The organism is Natrinema salaciae, assembly GCF_900110865.1.
Taxonomy (GTDB): Archaea; Halobacteriota; Halobacteria; order Halobacteriales; family Natrialbaceae; genus Natrinema; species Natrinema salaciae.
Genome location: NZ_FOFD01000002.1, coordinates 724,813 through 742,531 on the forward strand (window position 1 = coordinate 724,813; position 17,719 = coordinate 742,531).

Annotated in this window: 20 protein-coding genes and 1 pseudogene; 9 read left to right on the plus strand and 12 right to left on the minus strand. The window is 64.8% G+C overall.

Going from position 1 to position 17,719, the window contains the following annotated elements; all coding sequences use genetic code 11:
• Positions 1-53 precede the first annotated feature (53 nt).
• Positions 54-1,184, minus strand: coding sequence for an NAD-dependent epimerase/dehydratase family protein (locus BMX07_RS08820; protein ID WP_245742079.1), 1,131 nt, complete (start codon positions 1,182-1,184; stop codon positions 54-56).
• A 180-nt stretch (positions 1,185-1,364) separates the two neighbouring features.
• Between BMX07_RS08820 and BMX07_RS08825 the strand changes: the two genes are divergently transcribed.
• A complete protein-coding gene (locus BMX07_RS08825) occupies positions 1,365-1,586 on the plus strand; it encodes a hypothetical protein (RefSeq protein ID WP_090616903.1) in 222 nt (73 codons plus the stop codon).
• Between the two features lie 3 nt (positions 1,587-1,589).
• Here the strand turns inward: BMX07_RS08825 and BMX07_RS08830 are convergent, their stop codons facing one another.
• The 5 genes from BMX07_RS08830 to BMX07_RS08850 form a co-directional block, all read right to left on the minus strand.
• Entirely contained in the window at positions 1,590-3,104 is a 1,515-nt protein-coding gene (locus BMX07_RS08830) for a glycosyltransferase family 2 protein (RefSeq protein WP_090616905.1), read from the minus strand.
• Positions 3,105-3,211: 107 nt separating this feature from the next.
• Entirely contained in the window at positions 3,212-4,672 is a 1,461-nt protein-coding gene (locus BMX07_RS08835) for an endo-1,4-beta-xylanase (RefSeq protein WP_090616907.1), read from the minus strand.
• Positions 4,669-5,748: a WbqC family protein gene (locus tag BMX07_RS08840; protein WP_090616909.1), complete on the minus strand. Its 1,080-nt coding sequence runs from the start codon at positions 5,746-5,748 to the stop codon at positions 4,669-4,671. Before BMX07_RS08840 ends, BMX07_RS08835 begins: the two co-directional genes overlap by 4 nt.
• A gap of 128 nt (positions 5,749-5,876) precedes the next feature.
• Complete coding sequence (locus BMX07_RS08845; RefSeq protein ID WP_090616911.1) at positions 5,877-6,560, minus strand: PIG-L deacetylase family protein; 684 nt, start codon at positions 6,558-6,560, stop codon at positions 5,877-5,879.
• Positions 6,561-6,712: 152 nt separating this feature from the next.
• Positions 6,713-7,687 (minus strand): DUF2334 domain-containing protein, encoded by a 975-nt coding sequence (locus tag BMX07_RS08850; RefSeq protein WP_090616914.1) that lies wholly within the window; start codon positions 7,685-7,687, stop codon positions 6,713-6,715.
• A 224-nt stretch (positions 7,688-7,911) separates the two neighbouring features.
• Here BMX07_RS08850 and BMX07_RS08855 point away from each other — a divergent pair, with 224 nt between their 5' ends.
• Positions 7,912-8,238, plus strand: coding sequence for a hypothetical protein (locus BMX07_RS08855; RefSeq protein WP_090616916.1), 327 nt, complete (start codon positions 7,912-7,914; stop codon positions 8,236-8,238).
• A 15-nt stretch (positions 8,239-8,253) separates the two neighbouring features.
• On the opposite strand, the pseudogene BMX07_RS25630 reads toward BMX07_RS08855, so the two are convergent.
• Positions 8,254-8,446: pseudogene (locus BMX07_RS25630) on the minus strand (hypothetical protein); the annotation flags it as partial.
• 70 nt (positions 8,447-8,516) lie between these two features.
• Here BMX07_RS25630 and BMX07_RS08860 point away from each other — a divergent pair.
• The 7 genes from BMX07_RS08860 to BMX07_RS08890 all read left to right on the plus strand — a co-directional run bounded on the left by BMX07_RS08860 (position 8,517) and on the right by BMX07_RS08890 (position 11,931).
• The gene (locus BMX07_RS08860; RefSeq protein ID WP_090616918.1) at positions 8,517-8,948 is read left to right on the plus strand and encodes a zinc ribbon domain-containing protein; all 432 of its coding nucleotides are present in this window, start codon (positions 8,517-8,519) and stop codon (positions 8,946-8,948) included.
• Positions 8,949-9,040: 92 nt separating this feature from the next.
• A complete protein-coding gene (surE, locus tag BMX07_RS08865) occupies positions 9,041-9,880 on the plus strand; it encodes a 5'/3'-nucleotidase SurE (RefSeq protein WP_090616920.1) in 840 nt (279 codons plus the stop codon).
• Between the two features lie 146 nt (positions 9,881-10,026).
• The gene (locus tag BMX07_RS08870; RefSeq protein WP_090616922.1) at positions 10,027-10,785 is read left to right on the plus strand and encodes a DUF2103 domain-containing protein; all 759 of its coding nucleotides are present in this window, start codon (positions 10,027-10,029) and stop codon (positions 10,783-10,785) included.
• Positions 10,786-10,952: 167 nt separating this feature from the next.
• Positions 10,953-11,159 carry a hypothetical protein gene (locus BMX07_RS08875; protein ID WP_090616924.1) on the plus strand — a complete coding sequence of 69 codons (207 nt, stop codon included), beginning with the start codon at positions 10,953-10,955 and terminating at the stop codon, positions 11,157-11,159.
• Between the two features lie 83 nt (positions 11,160-11,242).
• Positions 11,243-11,506 carry an eL43 family ribosomal protein gene (locus tag BMX07_RS08880; RefSeq protein ID WP_090616926.1) on the plus strand — a complete coding sequence of 88 codons (264 nt, stop codon included), beginning with the start codon at positions 11,243-11,245 and terminating at the stop codon, positions 11,504-11,506.
• 18 nt (positions 11,507-11,524) lie between these two features.
• Positions 11,525-11,659, plus strand: a complete 135-nt coding sequence (locus BMX07_RS08885; RefSeq protein ID WP_006181151.1) for a DNA-directed RNA polymerase subunit P — start codon at positions 11,525-11,527, stop codon at positions 11,657-11,659.
• Positions 11,660-11,664: 5 nt separating this feature from the next.
• Entirely contained in the window at positions 11,665-11,931 is a 267-nt protein-coding gene (locus BMX07_RS08890; RefSeq protein ID WP_090616928.1) for a KEOPS complex subunit Pcc1, read from the plus strand.
• Between the two features lie 109 nt (positions 11,932-12,040).
• On the opposite strand, the gene BMX07_RS08895 is transcribed toward BMX07_RS08890, so the two are convergent.
• The 5 genes from BMX07_RS08895 to BMX07_RS08915 form a co-directional block, all read right to left on the minus strand.
• Positions 12,041-14,695, minus strand: coding sequence for a cell division protein ZapB (locus BMX07_RS08895; protein WP_090616930.1), 2,655 nt, complete (start codon positions 14,693-14,695; stop codon positions 12,041-12,043).
• A 48-nt stretch (positions 14,696-14,743) separates the two neighbouring features.
• On the minus strand, positions 14,744-15,022 hold the full coding sequence (locus tag BMX07_RS08900; RefSeq protein ID WP_006181940.1) for a UPF0058 family protein: 279 nt from the start codon (positions 15,020-15,022) through the stop codon (positions 14,744-14,746).
• Positions 15,023-15,091: 69 nt separating this feature from the next.
• Positions 15,092-15,763: a DUF998 domain-containing protein gene (locus tag BMX07_RS08905; RefSeq protein WP_090616931.1), complete on the minus strand. Its 672-nt coding sequence runs from the start codon at positions 15,761-15,763 to the stop codon at positions 15,092-15,094.
• A gap of 108 nt (positions 15,764-15,871) precedes the next feature.
• Positions 15,872-17,050, minus strand: a complete 1,179-nt coding sequence (locus BMX07_RS08910) for an ABC transporter ATP-binding protein (RefSeq protein ID WP_090616933.1) — start codon at positions 17,048-17,050, stop codon at positions 15,872-15,874.
• Between the two features lie 103 nt (positions 17,051-17,153).
• A complete protein-coding gene (locus tag BMX07_RS08915) occupies positions 17,154-17,624 on the minus strand; it encodes a DUF5793 family protein (RefSeq protein WP_090616935.1) in 471 nt (156 codons plus the stop codon).
• Positions 17,625-17,719: the final 95 nt, after the last annotated feature.

Below are 17,719 nucleotides of genomic sequence, written 5' to 3' on the forward strand. Positions count from 1 at the left end.
GGCATCAGGCGAAACGACGTGAAGGCACCGGGATCGCTAGTACAGGAAGGAGGTCAGAGCTGCGTCGCCAGCCGTTCGACGCCGCTCTCCAGTTCGATCCCGGGTACGTATCCGAGACGATCGTTCAGCTTCGAAACGTCCGCGCAACGCCGGTCGACGGTGTACGGTCGCGGATGCTCCACGAACGCGACCTCGCCGCTCCCGACGGTGTCGACGACGGTTCGGGCGAGATCCGCGATGGACACTTCCGTTCCGGACCCGATATTGAACGTCTCGTTGGCACCCGCGGGGCCGAGCGTTCGGACGGTCGCTTCGATCGCGTCGTCGATGTACGTGAAGTCTCGCGTTTGCGATCCATCACCGTGGACCGGGACCGGCTCGTCGTTCTTCGCGTGTTCGATGAACCGCGGCACGACGTAGCCGTACTCCGAGGACTCCTGGCGCGGCCCGTAGACGTTGAAGTATCGGACGATCGAGTAGTCGATCCCGGATTTACTGCAAAACGCCTTCGTATAGCGCTCGTCCGCCAGCTTCGCGACGGCGTAGTTGGTCTTCGGTGACTTCTCGTCGTCCTCCTCGTAGGGCGGTTCGACGAGATCGCCGTACACTTCGGAGGTCGACGTGAACAGGACGCGGTCGATGTCGCGCTCCTCTGCCGCCTGGAGAACGGTCTTCGTCCCCTCCATATTCACCTCGAGTACCTCGAGCGGGTTCTCGAGCGTCCGTCGAACGCCCATCATGGCGGCCATATGAACCAGGATATCCGCGTCGTCGACGAGGTCGCACACGGTATCGCCGTCGGTGATATCGCCCTCGACGAGTTCGACACTCGAGTCGACGTTGTCCGCCGATCCGGTCGACAAATCGTCCAGTGCGACGACGTCGTTCGTCGACGCCAGCCGGTTCGCGAGGTGACTGCCAATGAACCCCGCACCGCCGGTGATGAGGACTTTCTTGTCGACCAGCTCGTCCGCCCCAGCACCCGTCGACGAACGCGGTTTCGTGACGCTCGGGACCGACCCGTTGCGGGAGGCGTCTCCGGCCGCTTGCGTCGTGGCTCCTGAGTGCACCTCGTCGCTGGTCGCGACGGCGGCCGATTCGTCCTGCACGCTCGTTTCCGCCGGTGAGCCGTCAGCCGAACCGAAGAGACGTTCCCCGTCGACGGTCGCCGTGTCACGGCTCACGGCTCGTCGTCCACCAACAAGACCCAGATCGGTAGTCGAACCACCTTTAATTACCATATTTACGGAAGTAATTTACACACCTACCTTCTTTGTTATCTATTCTATATACTGTGAAAAATAAAGATGGGACGATTGCTGGCGCGTTATACATGCATTAAACCGCCTGTCGGCGGGGTTCGGATGGCGATGCGAGTTCACTTCAGCGGTGCCCTCGAGCCCCGGAATCCACTCGGTGATGCGCTGGCGATCGCAGTCCGCCGAGACGCGGATCTGCGGTACACGCGGATCGCCCCCACCGAACGCCGAAACGGAACGGGCGATGGAGTCGGGAAGAGACGGCAACGAGGAATCGAACGGAGCAGCGATACTAACGGGTCCAGTGGCGCGACCGAAGCCGCGTGAGCCTCACTTTCTCCAGTTTCGGTTGCCGGTTACGATGTCCGTCGCGACCCGGAAATACGTATACGTCAGGACGGGCATCATCAGCATCCGGATCAGGACGAACGGGACGAAGTTACGAACGAAGTGGACCCGCTCGGAACGAGTTGCGATCGCGAGAACCGTGTACAACGTCAGTTCCCACAGCACCAGAAAGCCGACGATCTCGAGGCCGATTACCCCGAAAAACGAGAGCACGAGAAACAGGAGGACCGTCGTCGGGTAGAGCCCGTCGACGAGCCGCGCCGTGACGGCGCGACCCAGCGGCGGGAGAACGGTCGCCGATTCGTCGGTGGATCGACTCGAGTCAGTCCGGTCCGTTGCGTTCTTCGTCCCTGACTCGTCTCCGTCGGGGTTCGATTCGTCGACCGATTGCTGGTCCGAACGCTGGCGTTCCGTGCCGGACGCCGGCTGGTTCGATTCGGCCGACGGCACTGGTTCCGACTCGGCCTGCTCGCCACCGGTGTCGGCCGTTTCCGCGTCCGCCTCGATCTCGCGTTTCCGGTAGCGCGTCGTGAGGTCCCCGAAGTAGTAGGCGCTTTGCAGGAAGCCCGATCCCCACGCGTAGTTCTGCTCGAACGTCCCTTTCAGTCCCGGAACGTCCGATCGCATGAACGTGTCGTCGACTTGGACGTTCGCCCACCCGCGGTCGCAGAAGGCGAACCCGACGAAGATGTCCTCGCTGTTGGTCAGGTCGTTCCCGTGGGACTCCTCGTAGTCGTCGAACACGGAGACCAGTTTCGCGCGGTCGTACAACACGCCACAGCCCACGGGGAACAGCGCCGAATCGAACAGCCGATAGAAGCCGTCGCCGAAGAACCGCTGTTCGACGTGATAACTCACGTTCCGATACTGGACGACCGGTGCCCCGCTCCGGAGATACTCGAGCGGGCCGGACCGGGACTCGGCCGCCGCGAGGTCGGCTTCGATATGGGACCGAGTGACGCTCTCGTCCGGGAGCAGATCCGCGCTGAACTCGTCGTGAAACGCCCGTTTCGAGGCTGTTTCCGTCGGATAGGCGATCCCGAACGAGCTGGCGACGTCCGACTCGATGTGCGGTGCGAGCAGCCGTTCGAGGTAGTCCTCGCTCTCGAGGAACGTATCGGCGTCGAGGACGAACAGGGTGTCCGTCTCGACCGAGCGAGCGACCTCTTTGACCCCTACAGTCTTGCCCATCGGTTCGTCGTGTTGCCACAGCTCGACCGACACCTCGAGTTCGTCGTTCAGTTCGCTCGTGATCGCCGCCGTGTCGTCGGTCGACCCGTCGTCGACGACGATGATGCGGTCGGGAGCGACGGTCTGCACCGCGAGCGACGTTAGCGCGTACGGGATCGTCCGCTCTTCGTTCAACGCAGGGATGATCGCCGTGATCGTCGGCCGATCACCCCCGTCCGTCACCGGAAACGGCCGGCGCGATTTGAACAACTTTCCGTACGACGCGAGTAGTGCGGAGAGACCGGGAAACGGAAGCGGCGTTGCCACAGTTCGTTACTCCCCCCTTCGATGCATAGATTTCAATTCTTACCTGCCCACATTTAAATTTTTATCATTCTGAATATAAGTGTCGCTGCGATCGTATTTCGGCTCCATCATTCCTCCTCGAGTGACAGTGTCACCGCTCGATCGGTCGGTTCCTCGAGTCGCAGCGTCGCGGTCGCCGTCGTCTCCCCCGCAGTTGCCGAAATCTCGTGTTCCCCGAGCACTGCCGTTGTTCGAAAAACGCCGTCGTCGTCCGTTCGGCCCGTCTCGTCCGTCCACCACTCGTCGAAGACGAGGTCCGTATAGATGTCGTACGCCGGTTTCTTGGACCAGTCCGATCGGAACAGCGGAGCGTTCTCGTGCCAGTGGATCGCGTCCCAGAACCCCCACATGATGAACCCCTCGACGGCTGGATGGCTGAACACCGTTTTGAGGAACGTATAGAGGTACTCCGCCTCCATCGTTTCCGACCACTCCTCGCCCCACGTATCGTACTCGTGCACCTGAACCGACGACACCCGCTCGGCGAACCGGTCGAGCGTCTCGAGCAACTGCGTCGGCGTCCGACGCTGTGTCGGACTCCAGTGGTGACCCTGCAATCCGAGTCCGTCGAGCGGCGCACCCCGATCGAGGAGCGCGTCGACCAGTTCTTCGAACGCGTCCTTGTGTGCCGTCTCGTCGCCGGCCAGAACGCTGTACTCGTTGAGATAGAGCCGAGCGTCGGGGTCGGCCGCCGCCGCGATTCGAAACCACTCCGCCGCCGTCGGGGAGTTCGTGGGACGGGAGTTCGAATCGATGATCGACGTCATCTCGTGTTCCTCGACCTGCTCGTTGAGGACGTCCCACTCGGTGACTCCGGCCACGTCGCTGTAGTAGCCGACGATATCCCGGATGTGGGATGCGGCTCGCGTCTCGATGTGATCGCCGTCGCCGTCGTCCATCGCCTCGACGACGTCGTCCGGGATCGCTCCCTGATCGCGCTTCTGCCAGATACAGGCGTGCCCCCGCATCTCCAGCCCCTGCTCGAGCAGCCAGTCGGTGGCCGCTTCGGCCCGGTCACGTTCCGCCGGGACCTCCCAGAACCCCCACTTGTGGTGGTTTTCGAGGACGGCCTTGTTGAACAGTTCCGGAATCAGCGTTCGGTACCGGTCGCCCTCGTCGGTTTCGTCGACGAGATACGCCGCGTTGACGGCCGTTCCGAAGCCGAACTCGTGTCGATTCATCGTCACTTCCACGTCGGCGTCGGGAACCGGCTCTCCCTGCCCGTCGAGAACGGTGATCGACAGCCCCGCCGTTCGATTCGTCTCGATTCGATCGTCGATTTCATCCTCGCGGGGCATCGAGCGGTCGACGTTCCGGAGGCGATCCTCGTCGTCGCTCGGTCCCGAGAGCGGTCCGAGCCATGGAGCGTCGTCCCAGTTTCGATAGGCCGCGTATCCGCCGACGCCACCGGCACTCACCGCGAGCGTCCCGAGGGCCGCTCGCCTGGAAACCAGCGGCCCATCGCCGTCGGACGGCGGCTCCGCGCCCTCAGCCGCGCGGTCGCCGGGGTTCGGTTGGTCGTCGCTCATTCACCGCCCTCCGTCACGTACCGTCCCGGATCGTCGGCGTCGTACAGCACGTCGAGGGCGCACACGTTACCGTCCTCCCACGACGGCGTCCAGTCCTGTACCAGAACGTCGAGACCGCGGTCGTCGAAGGGGTCCTCCTCGAGGTAGTTCTCGTAACCGACCGCACCGGAGAGATACGCGTCGCCGTCGAAGTGGTTGGTCAGCGCGGCCAGATACTCGGAGGCGTCGCCGGGATGCTCGAGTCCGACCTCGCTGGAGCGAACCACCGTCGACGTCACGTCGAACCGCTCGAGGAGTTCCTCGACGAGCGGGACCGTTACGTCGGCCAGGCTGACGTCGCTCGTCCAGCGCTCGGGGTCGACGCCGTCGAGGTTCCAGAGCTCGTACAGCGGCAATCGATCGACGTCCCGTTCGTGACCGAGCGACTTCGAGAGCGCCACCAGCGTTCTGTTGCGCCGCTCTTTGAGCTCTCGACAGGCGTCGGTCGCCGTCTCGAGTCGCTCGTCGATCGCGGCGGCGTCCGCGAGCAGGTCGTCGATATCGGCGGCGGGATCCGCCCGCTTCCGCTCACCGATCCGTTCGTCGAGCCGCTCTTTCTCCGCACGGAGTTCGGGGACCTCGTACTCCTCGAGTCGGTCCCGCCACCGCGTATCGATACGGACCCAGTCGTCTAGCAGTGCTCCGATATCGGAGTCCGCCGTGAGCTCGCCCACCCGGTCGATATCGTCACGGAGCGTCTCCGGATCGACGAGGGAGACGCAGAGCCGTCGATAGAACGGCTCGAGGTCGGTCGCCTGACTCCCGTACTTCCCGACGAGCGTCTGCAGGTGTCTCGCCGGCCACGGGACCGACATGTCGACCCGCGTCTCGGTGATCAGCGTCTCCTGGCCGGTGTGCGCGACCGGAACGGTGAGCCACTCCTTCTCGTAATAGTCGATGTGGGCTCGGTGGTGTCGCGACCGTCGCGAAAACTCGACGTCGTCGTAGATGACGAAGACGTCCGCCTGGTGGGCGCGTGCGAGATAATGGAGTCGCGGATAGTAGTGCGGCTGGTAGACGGCGACAGTTCCACTCATTACGCGGGAAGTGGGATCTATTCGACTTTACTATACCTTTGTTTTAGAAATTAAAAGGTGTATAATACGCCGTTCGCGGTATCGCACTCGAGCGAGTGTGCGCTCGCCGACCGGTATCGTCGCGACCGTTACCGTCGGCGCTCTACGAGCAACTCGAACGGCTCGGCCGCGAACAGGCCCGACTTGTCTCCCCAGACCGTGGCGTTGTTCCGGATCGCCTCGGTGCTACGCGGATGCGGCCGCTCCCGCATCTCGCTTTCGTAGGCGTCGATCGCCGCCATCTTCCGCTCCAGGTATTCGTCGATATCGACGAACGTAGTGGGCTGGAACGCGTTGTCCGGCGACGGCATCCCCCACTCGGTCGCCGAGAGGGTCTCGAACGAGAGCACTCGGTCGACCGGCGAACCGACGGTCGGTCGAGCGGCGGTCCGGACGGCGCGCGCGACGAGTTCGTGGTCGACGTTGAGATCGCCGTAGTGGTGCGTGTAGATCACGTCCGGTCGGAACGCGTCGATTTTGGACTCCACGTCGCGAACGACGTCGATGAGCGGCACGTCGTCGAGTTGATTCCCCCAGTAGTCGAGGACGGTCACGTCCGACACGCCGAGGATGTCGCCCGCGGCCGCCGCTTCCGCTCGGCGTTCCGCTCGGCGCTCCGCGGCGGCTTCGGTCTCCGTTTCGAAGCGAGCCATTGCACCGTCGCTCAGCAGGAACACTTCCACCTCGTCGCCCTCCGCGACGTGTTTGGCGAGCGTCCCGCCCGCGCCGAGAACCTCGTCGTCGGGATGTGCGGCGACACAGAGTACCTTCATTACGCCCCTCGATTCCACGCATACAGTATAAATTATATCGTCTTTATCTTATAAACAAAGGCGGTCGCATACGCCATTGCTGACGCGCATTCGGTGTGTGCATAGCGCCGCTCGGCGGTGAGCGATGCGGATCGCATCCGGAATCCGCGTCCCTAATTGGTATCGTAGACCGGCTGATCGTCCGCAGGTGTGTACGACCAGCCGTTACCCGCCTCCGTTAGCCGCCCGTCCCGCGATGCATCGCCGAACTCCTCGAGCGTCAGGAACAGGACGTCGTCGTGCCGTTTGACGTAGCGAATGAACGACTCGAGCTGTTCGAATCGGCGGTCGCTGTCGAACGTCCAGTAGTGAAGTCCTTGCACGTAGATCTCACCGCTGGTGTAGGCGTCTTCGAACTGGTTGCGAAGCGTTTGCGGCTCGTGGAACGCGTTCGTTTCCCAGTTCTTGACGAAGCCCTGATCCTCCGGGAGGTGGACGACCGAGTCCGTCTCGAACGGCTCCGTCCGCCCGTAATACGACTCGGTGAACCACCCACCGCCGGCGACGGTCGTGAAATTCTCCGCGGCGAGCGCCGACACCGTCGCATTGTCGTAGGTCGCATACGGTGGGACGAACGACCGTGGGGTGGTCTCGAGACAGTCGGCCATGATTCGGGTACCGTTGCGGAGCCGGTCGCGCTGTTCGGCCGCCGGCAGGCCACCGAACTCGCTTCTGACGGTCGAATTTCCGCCGTTCGTTCGCGGAGCGCCGTCGGCGTTCGGCTCGTGGCGGTAGCCGTGCAGCGAGTACTCGATCAGTCCCGGGTTCGCCCGCCGTTGTGCGGTGAGTTCTCGACAGAACGACTCCTCGGTCGCGATCGACTCCCCGTCTGTCGTCGGAATGACGGCGTTCGTCACCGGCACCTCCTCGTCGATAAATAGCTGATCCACCGACCGACGGAGCTCGTCGCTGTGTCCCGGTTCGATGTCGTCGTTTCGAAAGATGACGACCGATCGATAGTCGGCGTCTCCCGTGAGTTCGTACGAGTGATTGTGTGGAATAAGGGACATCGGAATCGTGGATAGAACGAGCAAGAGCGTCAGGAGGCTAACGCCGATAACGAACACTGCCGATCGTCGTTCATCCATCGAACAGTCCTACCGACTCTCCACTGTTATTTATCGGGCAGTTAGCGACTGCGGACGGACCGATATTATGGTGTATGTAGCTATTAAATCATCATAAAATATCTCGGAATGAGGGGGCGGACTGGGCCGCCCGCCCGCAATCCGCTCGATCTCCGCCGGCGGTAGCTGCCGTGGTAACGGCTTCGACCGTTACAGTTACATCGTTGTCAAATCTTCCGTGACCTATGTTCGAGTTGTTCTCGATATTCATGTCGGCACTGTACATTGTTCAGGGGCTCCTGGGCCTCTCCGAACAGCACCTCTATACGAGCGCGCAGCGATCGCGCGCACCGCTGGTCTCGAGGGTCCACCTCCTCGTTTCGATAGCGTTCACCGTTGTCGGCGTCGCCAGCGCGTTGTGGGTCCACCGGAACGGCATCCCGACGACGTGGTATCCAACGATTCTCGCGTGCGGGATGTTCGTCTCGATCCTCGTTCAAGGGCGGATGTACCGAGCGATGAACGTCTCGCACAGTCCGATGCTCGATCGCGTGTTGGTGCGCCTCGACTGACCTCCGTGCCCGCTGTTAGCCGAGGTAGCTTCGGAGTACCGAACCGAAGCCGGCGGCACCGATACAGAGTCCGAGCAGGCCACCGATACCGGTCAGCGCGAGCGCTCCGCTGATCCCCGCAGCGACCAGGAGCGGTTTCAGCCAGCCGTCGTCGCGATCGACCAGCCGATCGGCGATTCGTTCCCCCGACCGTCCACACCAGATACGCGAACGGGTCAGTCGCCGACCAGTCGCAATCCCACTGACAGGCTTTTGACCGCTCGAGTCTTCCCTCAGGTATGCACAGCAAACGCCTGCAGGCGGAGATCGACGACCTGGTCGCGCGGGGGTGGCGGATCGAAGAGGAGACGCCGGACCGCGTCGTGATGGTCGACCGGGAGTTCGGGTCGGTGATCACTCACGTGCTGGTCGCGCTCCTGACGTTCTGGTTCTCGATGGGTCTGGGAAACGTCGTCTGGGGCGCGTACAATTACGTCTCGAAGTCCCAGCGGCGCGTTCTGTGGGAGGACACAGCCGATTGTCCGTCGTGTGGGGCGGACGTCCCGACGTCGGCCGACTACTGCCCGTCCTGCGGCGAGGACCTGGCGGCTGCCACCGAGCCGAGCGGCGGGATCACCTGTCCCGACTGCGACGCGGTGGTCACGAACGGCTCGCGGTACTGCCCGGCGTGTGGAACGAGGCTCACGGACGCGGTCGATACGTCGTCGTAGCGGACCCTGCGGTAGCGAGCGCCGCCGGCGCGACTGTCGATGCCGGGGAACCGAACTGATACGTAGCTCGCCCGCCATCGACCGAACGGGCAATGGAACTGGACTCGAACCCCAACATTCTCCTGACGAACGACGACGGCATCGACGCGCCCGGTCTTCGGGCGCTGTACGACGCGCTCTCGAGCGTCGCGACTGTCACCGTCGTCGCACCCGACCGGAACCGGAGCGCCGTCGGCCGATCGCTCTCCTACGGCCGGACGCGGTCGTCGCCCGACGACGATCACTCGCTGGACCTGGAAGCGGATGCGTTTACCTCGCCGGTCCCGCACACCGACCACGAACTCGGCTACGCCGTCGACGGCACCCCCTGCGACTGCGCCATCGTCGGCGTCAACGCCCTCGAGCCGGCCCCGGATCTCGTCGTCTCCGGCTGTAACTCGGGTGCGAACCTCGGTGCGTACGTCTTCTCCCGATCGGGGACCGTCAGCGCCGCCATGGAAGCGGCCTTTCTCGGGGCCCCGTCGATCGCCGTCTCGATGGACACGCTCGGCCTCGACGGGGAGCTCGAGCCGGCGGACTTCGAACGGGCGGGCGAGGTCGCCGCGAAACTCGTCAGCGAAGCGCCCGGCACCGGGCTGTTCGACCGTGTGGACTACCTGAACGTCAACGTGCCGCGGCCGGACTGCGAGCCCAACGGGTTCGCGATCACGCGCCCGACTGAGGTCTACGAGATGGACGCCACCCTCGAGAACGGCGGGTTCCAGTTGACGAACCGCCTCTGGCAGCAGATGGCCAACCGGGACATTCCGGACGCCGAGGACACCGATCGGCACGCCCTGCTCGAGGAGCGGGTGTCGATCTCCCCGTTGCGGGTCCCCTACGACATCGTCGACACGGAGCCGGTTCGGAACGTCTTCGACCGGATTCTGTGAGCCGTCGGTCGCGGACGCCCGTCCCTGGCGGACGGGGCGGGAGGTCGACCCGCGACCGGCAGCCGCTCGAACGGCACCGGGCCGCAGCGATCGCGTGACCGGTTGGAAAACACGCCTGTTTTACACGCGTCCCGTCAACGGTCGCTATGGAGTGTCGCCACTGCGCATCGCCGCTCGAGAAACCCGGGGACTTCTGTCTGGTCTGTCGAGAGGCCAACACGGCGGCGATCGTCCTCGAGGCGGCGCGCGACAGGGCGACCATTACGATGCTCGCGGGTGCGGACGAGGCCCGCGAGGGGGAGACGCCGGCGGACCCGGACGAACAGGTTCTCGGGGAGACGACGATCACGACGACGCCGGAGGACGGCGAGAACGAGCCCGTCGAACTCCGGAACTTCGCGGGGCTGATCGGCGACGAGATTCGGCGGAAACGTCCCGAGGAGGTCTACGCCGGCGGCGTTCGGACGGTCATTCGCGCCGTTCGCCAGGACGTTCACTATCCGTTCTATCGCGTCGACGACGACGACCCCGTTCGAGCGGTCCTCGAGCGACGCGGGAACCGCGCGCTCGACGTCGTCGAGACGCCGCCGGCCGAGAAGATCGGCGGGAGTCACTCGACCCTCATCGGCGGACGAACGGGAATGCGGGCCATCCAGACCGTCGCTGGCCATCCCCACGTGAAGAAGGTGATTCCGGGCCCGATCGACGCCGGCGGCAAGGGGTCCCAGTCCGGCATGCGCGCGAAGGTGACCCGCGCCGACGACGGCGGCAACGTCCGGATGCTGCTTCGAGACGGCTCGAGCGTGCAGGAAAACCGGGTCGTGACGACCGCCCGCGACCGGGAGATGGGCGAGCGGATCCGCGAGGACCTGAACGACGTGCTCGCGGATGCGGAGTTCCAGTAGGCACGGCAACGGCTGGCCGATCTCCCGGAACCGGATTCTCATCCGTCGGCGTCGGTTCCCCGATCGGGAGACTCTCGAGGCAAGTATTGTGGCGGCCCGATGGAAGTGTCAGTTCCTGCTGGTTGTCCGAGGCTTAACGGGACGGGTGTAATTAGATATAATTAGCCATGCTCGAGCGACCGGATGCCGTCCTGACCTTGATCCCGCTGCTGGCGGTGAGCGGGCTCGCGACCCGGACGCTGATCGCGGCGACGGGTATCGGAACGTGGCTGCTCGGTGCACCGCTCGCGCCGGTCGGCTATCTCGCTGCCCTCGCGCTCGTCGTCGGGGAACTGCTCGCGTGGCCGGTCGCCGATCGGATCGGCGGTTCGTGATCCGACGGGGCGGACCGGCGCTCCCACGACGTCCAACGCGACTCAACAGGTTTAAGAATCCGCTGGCGATAGACAGCACTACTATGGCCAAGAAAGGACAGGTCGGTAGCGCTGGTCGCTTCGGTGCCCGCTACGGCCGCGTCGCACGACGTCGCGTCAGCGAGATCGAAGACGACATGGAACGCGCCGAAGTCGACGGCGACGACGTCACCCGTGTCGGCACCGGCATCTGGAAGAACGAGGAGACCGGCGAGATCTTCACCGGCGGCGCGTACCGCCCGGAGACCCCCGCCGGCCGCACCGTCCAGCGCTCCATCCGCGCTGCCCTCGCAGAGGACGACGAATAACGCCCCTCTCAGTCCAGTATGAGTTACAAATGCTCTCGCTGTAAACGCGACGTCCAGCTCGACGAGTACGGCGGCGTCCGCTGTCCCTACTGCGGCCACCGCGTGCTCCTGAAAGAACGCAGCCGCGACGTCAAGGAAGTCGACGTCCAGTAGCCAGCGTGTCTTCTCACGACGCGACCCTCGAGTTCGACTACGAGACCGCGTCGCGCGCCGAACTCGTCGCCGAGAGCGTCGCCCGAGAAATCGGCGAGATCGACGACGAGCGCTCGCACACCACCCTCGAGCGGGACGGTTCGCGCGTTCGAATCGGGATCGACGCCGACGACGTCGTCGCCCTGCGAGCCGCACTGAACACCTGGTTCACGCTGGTCGACGTCGCGGAACGGACCGCCGACGCGGGCGCGGGAGCGCTCGAACCCCGATAGCGCCTCGAGCCGACGATCTCTGCGACGGTTTTCTGCGAGCGTCACACACGTCGGTCTCCGTCAGGTAGGGCCCGCGGCGATACCGCGGGCTCCGATAGCCGCCCGCGGCCTACAGCTCCGGCACGTTCATGTGGAATCCTTCGGAGCGGGACTCGACCAGACAGAGGTGATAACCCTCTTTCCGCGAGAGGTTGACGTAACTGAGTTTCGACCCGCGGCTGAGGAAGCCGCCGCTGGTCGCCTGTTCGGCGACCTCGAGCGCACCGGGTTCGAAGTAACTCGAGGTGACGGCGATCGCCGCCGCGAGATCGGGATAGTTGGCCTTCACTGCGGAGGCGGCCTCCTCGAGTTCCGCGAGGAGTTCCTTCGACGCCGGCTCCCGGGAGTCGCTGAGCGTGACCAGCAGCAACGGATTGCCCATCTTGTCGAAGGCGACGATATCGAAGGTCACCTGATCGGGGACGTCCTCGGTGTCGTCGTCCGCGAGCGAGATGGTCGCGCCGAGCTCGGCCCGATCGATCCGCGGAATCGCGTCGTAGAGGTCCGCCAGCGCGTCCGCGTTGCCGGTGTCGCGGATCTCGTAGAGGACCATTTCGGTGAGCCAGTTGACGAACCGGTACTCCATGGTCGACGTGAGGAACTCCTCGTAGGGCTCCCCGTCGACCGCGGTGTCGGCCGAGTCGAACTGGGTGTGGTGTTCGAGCCGGATGTTCGACGCCACTTCGCTGCGGTTGGCGGCACCGTCGTGGGCCGTCTCGAGCGTCGGCTTGCTCTTCGAAGCGTATCGAACGAAGAGGTTCGTCCCCGAGAGGGCCTGTTCCGGCGCGAGCTGGGTGCCGGCACGAACCTCGGGTTCCGCACCGCCGGCGGCGTCGCGTTCGCGAGCCCGTTCCCGCTTCAGTTCCGTTTCGAGCTCCTCGATCCGGGACTGGAGGCGCTCGACCGTCGAGGACAGTTCGTCGTTCTCCGACCGCAGCCGGTCGCGCTCGCTCTCGAGTTCCTTGGTCTTCGCCGCGAGGGCCTCCCGTTGTTCCTGCAGCGTCTCGACCTTCTCGGTGAGCGCCGCGACGCGGTTCTCCGCCGATCCGGAGCCGCGGTCGCCGCTCGAGGCCCCCGTCCGGGTTCGGTCCGACTCCTGTCGACGGGGCTGCGTCTCGGATCGCTCCGATCGAGATCCGGACGAGGTGGCCGTCGACCCCGTCGTCTGCGCTGCGGAGCGCGAGTCGGCTCCTGTGCTGGTCGACGTGGAAGCGGACTCCGACCCCACGCTTGCGGATCGGCTCGCGTTCGCGTCGCGACCGCCCGCGCTCGAGTCCGACGACGCCGTCGGCTCGCTGTTGTCCGGATCGATCGAGGGAATGCGCCGCGTCTCTCGCCACGCTTCCTCGCGTTCGAACTGTTCTTCGAGATCGCCGTCCTCCGCGTCCGGGTCCGGGTCCGCGTTCTCGGGCTCGGTATCGGTGTCGGCATCGGTCGCAGGTTCGTCGGTCGATCCCTCCGCGTTTTCGTCCTCGTCGTCGTCATCGACCCAGGTGATATCGTTTTCGGCCAACTCCTCGGCCGCCGCTTCGATCTCCTCGAGGTCGGGGCTCGAACTCGCGGTCGTCTCGGTGTCGGTTCCGGCGGCCGTCTCGTCCGGATCGGTCACGTCGGAATCCGCTTCGGCGGAGGCCGCAGCGGTCGAGGTCGACGAGTCGTTCCGATCGTCAGTCGCCGGCGTCGTATCGGTCGCGACGGCGGGGTCGTCGGACGACGACTCGGACGCCTCTTCGATGACGGATGCGCCCGCGATGTCGTCCCCTTGTTCGGCCTGATCGATCACGTCCTGCGCTCGAGCGTCGGACCCGGCGTCCGTCCCGATCGAGTCGGACGTCGGATCGACGGACGGTTCTGCCTCGGTGATGCCGTCCGATACCGACTCGGTGTCCGTCTCGGTCTCGTCGGTCGTCGTAATCCCCGTTGGATCGTCCGTGAGGTCGATATCGGACATCAGTGACGACTCGTCGTCCGCGGTGACGTCCTCGATCGCCTCTCCGCCGGCTACCTCGCCGGTGCCGACTGGATCGGTGCTCGAGACGTCGATCGGCTCGATCGACGACGCCGTCGGATCGGCACTCGCGTCGGCGTCGGTCGTGGACTCGGACGTGGTTGTCCCAGCCCCGGCCGATCCGGCCGCCGAACTCGCGTCGCGGTCGTCGGTGGCGTCGGACGTCGATGTCGCCTCGGTTCCCGGGACGTCGGTGACCTCGATCTCGACATCTCTGACCTCGTAGATGCCAACCTCGTCGGCCGCTCGATCGAAGGCCTCGTCGCCGGTGAGCAGTCGTTCGGCGTTGCCGATGTAGGCGGCGGCCATGCGACGGCCGCCGTAGTAGACGGCGTAGTAGTCGCCGCTGAGAACGTTCTCGCTCAGTTCGATGTAGCCGGTAAACGAACCGCTCTGGAGCGTGCCGTCGACCTCCCGGAGCGGCGTCTCGTTGGTGTAGTATTTCGCCCGTGTCTCGCCGCCGCGTTCCTCCATCGTACAGAGCAACGGCAGCGACGGATCGGGGGCCTCGTACCGCGTGCCCGAGGCGGTTTCGAAGTCCTCGATATCGCCGTCGATGACGCCGATGATTCGGCCGTTGAGCATAAAGAGCCACGTGCCAACTGCCGAGACGGCACCCGAAAAATTGGCATCAGCGAGATCGGAGAGACCGTCGAAACCGCCGCTGAACTGGCGGGAGTCCCACTCCTCGACGCGCTCTTGCGTGCGCGGGTCCATACGTCAACAAGCGGGAACCACACCAAATACGTTTCGCCTAGAAATGAGCTATATTTTCGACTCCGCGTCCTCGGCGAGTTCCTTCATCCGCTTGCCGATTCGACCGGCGCTCGAGAACTCGTCCTCGCTCATCGCGCTCGCAAGGGCGTTTCCGAGGACGAAGACGGCGTGTTTGTGCTCGCTCTTCGACTTGTGGACGTGCGAGGGATCGACATCGAGCTGGCGGTAGGGATCGAACAGCGTTTCGTCGACCTCCTCGCGCTCCGAAAAGTATTCCATGATAACGACGAGTTCTTCGTGGAGCTCGAGGAGTTCGTCTTTATGCATACTCGCCATTAGGAACGGTTTCAATTTAAGCGTTGTGTGGCCGTGCGTCGCAACACCCGTCTGGAGCAGTCAGCGGCTCGGTACATCCAGTTCGTTGTCGTTGCGGGCACCGGCCGGTTCGCCGTCGGGACGACGGCGAACGGCGACCGCGAGCGAGAGGATCCACCCGCCGAAGGCGACGGCGGCGACGAACTCGGGGACGGCGAACCACGTCCCGGTATCGAGGGCCCCGCCGATCGCGAACAGCCATCCCAACCAGACGACCGGGTGAACGTTTCCGAACCAGAACGACGCGACCGCGAGCCGGCCGTCGCCGGCCAGCGCGGCCCCGGTCCCGTAGACCCAGCTCGCGAACGGCGCGATGCCGAACACGGTCAGCGCCGCGACTCCGTGCAGACTCGTCTCGAGGTAGACGGCCGTGTGCTCGAGGAAGAAGATCCCGACGCCGATCTGTCCGGCGATGGCGATCGCGAGCAGGGCGATACCGGCGCGCTCGAGGACGTTGCGGCTCGCGATCCACAGCCGCCAGGCGAACGGAAGCCCGACGAGGCCGCCCAGAATCAGACCGCCGTTGAACACCGGGAACGTCGGGGCTCCGTAGCGACCCATATCCGAGAGCGCCCGTCCCTGCCAGGTGAACGTCTCGGGCGGTGCGAGGACCGTCGCGAGGAGGATCGCTCCGAGCGAGACGAGCGCACCGGCGATCCCGCAGTTCGTCGCGATCCGTTTCCTGTCAGCCATACCGTATCTCACGCGTGGCTGTGTATCAACGTGACTGTTTGGAAATACGATCGACGTGGCATCCGAGGACGAGCGACGAGTCTCGAGGGGGTCGGCGGCGCGGGTCGATCAGTCGGCGCCGGCGGAGACCGCATCGGCGTCGGCGTCGGCCTCGGCGTCCTCACGGTGGTCCACGGGGAACCACGCGAGTTCGTGATCGGCCGTGACGCGGACGTCGACACGCTCGTCGAGGTCGATCCGATCGGAGTGGTTGTGCATACACTCGATCGTCTCGCCGCCGTCGAGTTCGACGCGGTAGAGGACCGTGGGGCCGAGATACCGCCGGTAGACGACGCGACCGTCGGCCTCCGGTCCCTCGGCGGGAGCAGCCGTCACGTCGTCCGGGCGCACGAGCAGATCGACGGCGGTGCCGTCGTACTGGTGTGCGAGCCCGTGGACGTCCTCGCGGAGCACGCGGCCGAGCGCGGTGTCGACGTGGTCGCCGTGGACGTCGCCCGAGAGGAAACTGGCGTGGCCGAGAAAGCCGGCGACGAAACGGGATTCGGGCTGCTGGAAGACCTGCTGCGGGGTGTCGATCTGCTCGATGTCGCCGTCGTTCATCACGGCAACCCGATCGGAGATCGACAGCGCCTCCTCCTGATCGTGCGTGACGGAAATGGCGGTGACGCCCGTCTCCTTGATGATCCGGCGGACCTCCTCGCGCATCTCGACGCGCAGGTCCACGTCCAAATTCGAGAACGGCTCGTCGAGCAACAGCATCTCCGGTTCGGGGGCCAGCGAGCGCGCGAGCGCGATCCGCTGTTGCTGGCCGCCGGAGAGTTCGTTCGGGTAGTCCTCGTCGTGATCCGCGAGGCCGACGAGCTCGAGGAGGTCGTCGACGCGGGCGGCGCGATCGGGTTCGCTCCAGTCCTGCAGGCCGAACGCGACGTTTTCGCGGGCGGTGAGATGCGGAAAGAGCGCGAAATCCTGGAAGACGACGCCGACGCCGCGTTCCTCCGGCGGCACGAAGCGGCCGTCGCCCGCGACGGTCTCGTCCTGGAGTCGAACCCGGCCGGCGTCGGGTTTCTCGAGGCCGGCGATCAGTCGGAGCGTCGTGGTCTTTCCGCAGCCGGACGGCCCGAGCATCGTCAGAATCTCGCCGTCGCGGACGGTCAGCGAGAGGTCGCCGATGACGTCCTCGCTCCCGAACCGTTTCGCGATGCCGTCGAGCTCGAGAACCGTCGGTGCGGTCGTCGGGTCTCGGCCCCGTTCCGTGACCGTCGTCGTGAGTAGTTGTCCGTTCGCCATGAATCGACCCTCCGGCGTCTGCCGGCGTACATTCCCTTTAGGCGAGCCTAAAACACTTATAATTGCCGGTCCGGTCCCAGTCGATAGGAGCGACGAATCGGTTCTAGAGTTCGACGCCGCTCGGGATCAGACTGTGTTGGCGAAGCAAGCTCCCCTCGTCGTCGTAGACGAGAAAGGTCCGCTTGTCGTAGCTGACGAACGGGTCGCCGTCGAGCGTGATCTCGACTTCGTACCGGCCCTCGTCGTCGGCGGCATCCTCGCCGTAGCCCCGCGCCGCTCGAATGAACTGGAGGACGTCGTCCGCGTCTTCGTTGAGTTCGAGAATGAACTCGCCGGTGACGCGGTTGGTCACACTCACTACTCCCGTGGTGTCGTCCCCGAGCGGTCCCTGCAGGCGAAGGGCTGTGTCCGTTTCGCTCGCCTCGAGAACGTCTCCGTCGGGACCAGTGAGGCGCTCGCGAAGCATCGTCGCCGGGCCGGTGAAATCGATCGATACCGCGGGCTTCGCCGGCTCGCCGCCCGTTTCGACCCAGTCGATGTTGTTGACGTCTAACGTGAAGTGCTCGCGCCTCATTCCGTGCCCCTGACTTCGTTCTCCCATGGTATGAACGTAACGCACGAAAAATACAGCCGATAGAACAGTTCACTGTGTGGCAGGTACACGAACGG

Coding starts and splice junctions, on each gene's coding strand:
- BMX07_RS08825 (WP_090616903.1), top strand. CDS start 1,365: ATGGCGATGCGAGTTCACTTCAGCGGTGCCCTCGAGCCCCGGAATCCA.
- BMX07_RS08835 (WP_090616907.1), bottom strand. CDS start 4,672: ATGAGCGACGACCAACCGAACCCCGGCGACCGCGCGGCTGAGGGCGCG.
- BMX07_RS08840 (WP_090616909.1), bottom strand. CDS start 5,748: ATGAGTGGAACTGTCGCCGTCTACCAGCCGCACTACTATCCGCGACTC.
- BMX07_RS08845 (WP_090616911.1), bottom strand. CDS start 6,560: ATGAAGGTACTCTGTGTCGCCGCACATCCCGACGACGAGGTTCTCGGC.
- BMX07_RS08850 (WP_090616914.1), bottom strand. CDS start 7,687: ATGGATGAACGACGATCGGCAGTGTTCGTTATCGGCGTTAGCCTCCTG.
- BMX07_RS08855 (WP_090616916.1), top strand. CDS start 7,912: ATGTTCGAGTTGTTCTCGATATTCATGTCGGCACTGTACATTGTTCAG.
- BMX07_RS08860 (WP_090616918.1), top strand. CDS start 8,517: ATGCACAGCAAACGCCTGCAGGCGGAGATCGACGACCTGGTCGCGCGG.
- surE (WP_090616920.1), top strand. CDS start 9,041: ATGGAACTGGACTCGAACCCCAACATTCTCCTGACGAACGACGACGGC.
- BMX07_RS08870 (WP_090616922.1), top strand. CDS start 10,027: ATGGAGTGTCGCCACTGCGCATCGCCGCTCGAGAAACCCGGGGACTTC.
- BMX07_RS08875 (WP_090616924.1), top strand. CDS start 10,953: ATGCTCGAGCGACCGGATGCCGTCCTGACCTTGATCCCGCTGCTGGCG.
- BMX07_RS08880 (WP_090616926.1), top strand. CDS start 11,243: ATGGCCAAGAAAGGACAGGTCGGTAGCGCTGGTCGCTTCGGTGCCCGC.
- BMX07_RS08885 (WP_006181151.1), top strand. CDS start 11,525: ATGAGTTACAAATGCTCTCGCTGTAAACGCGACGTCCAGCTCGACGAG.
- BMX07_RS08895 (WP_090616930.1), bottom strand. CDS start 14,695: ATGGACCCGCGCACGCAAGAGCGCGTCGAGGAGTGGGACTCCCGCCAG.
- BMX07_RS08900 (WP_006181940.1), bottom strand. CDS start 15,022: ATGCATAAAGACGAACTCCTCGAGCTCCACGAAGAACTCGTCGTTATC.
- BMX07_RS08905 (WP_090616931.1), bottom strand. CDS start 15,763: ATGGCTGACAGGAAACGGATCGCGACGAACTGCGGGATCGCCGGTGCG.
- BMX07_RS08910 (WP_090616933.1), bottom strand. CDS start 17,050: ATGGCGAACGGACAACTACTCACGACGACGGTCACGGAACGGGGCCGA.
- BMX07_RS08915 (WP_090616935.1), bottom strand. CDS start 17,624: ATGAGGCGCGAGCACTTCACGTTAGACGTCAACAACATCGACTGGGTC.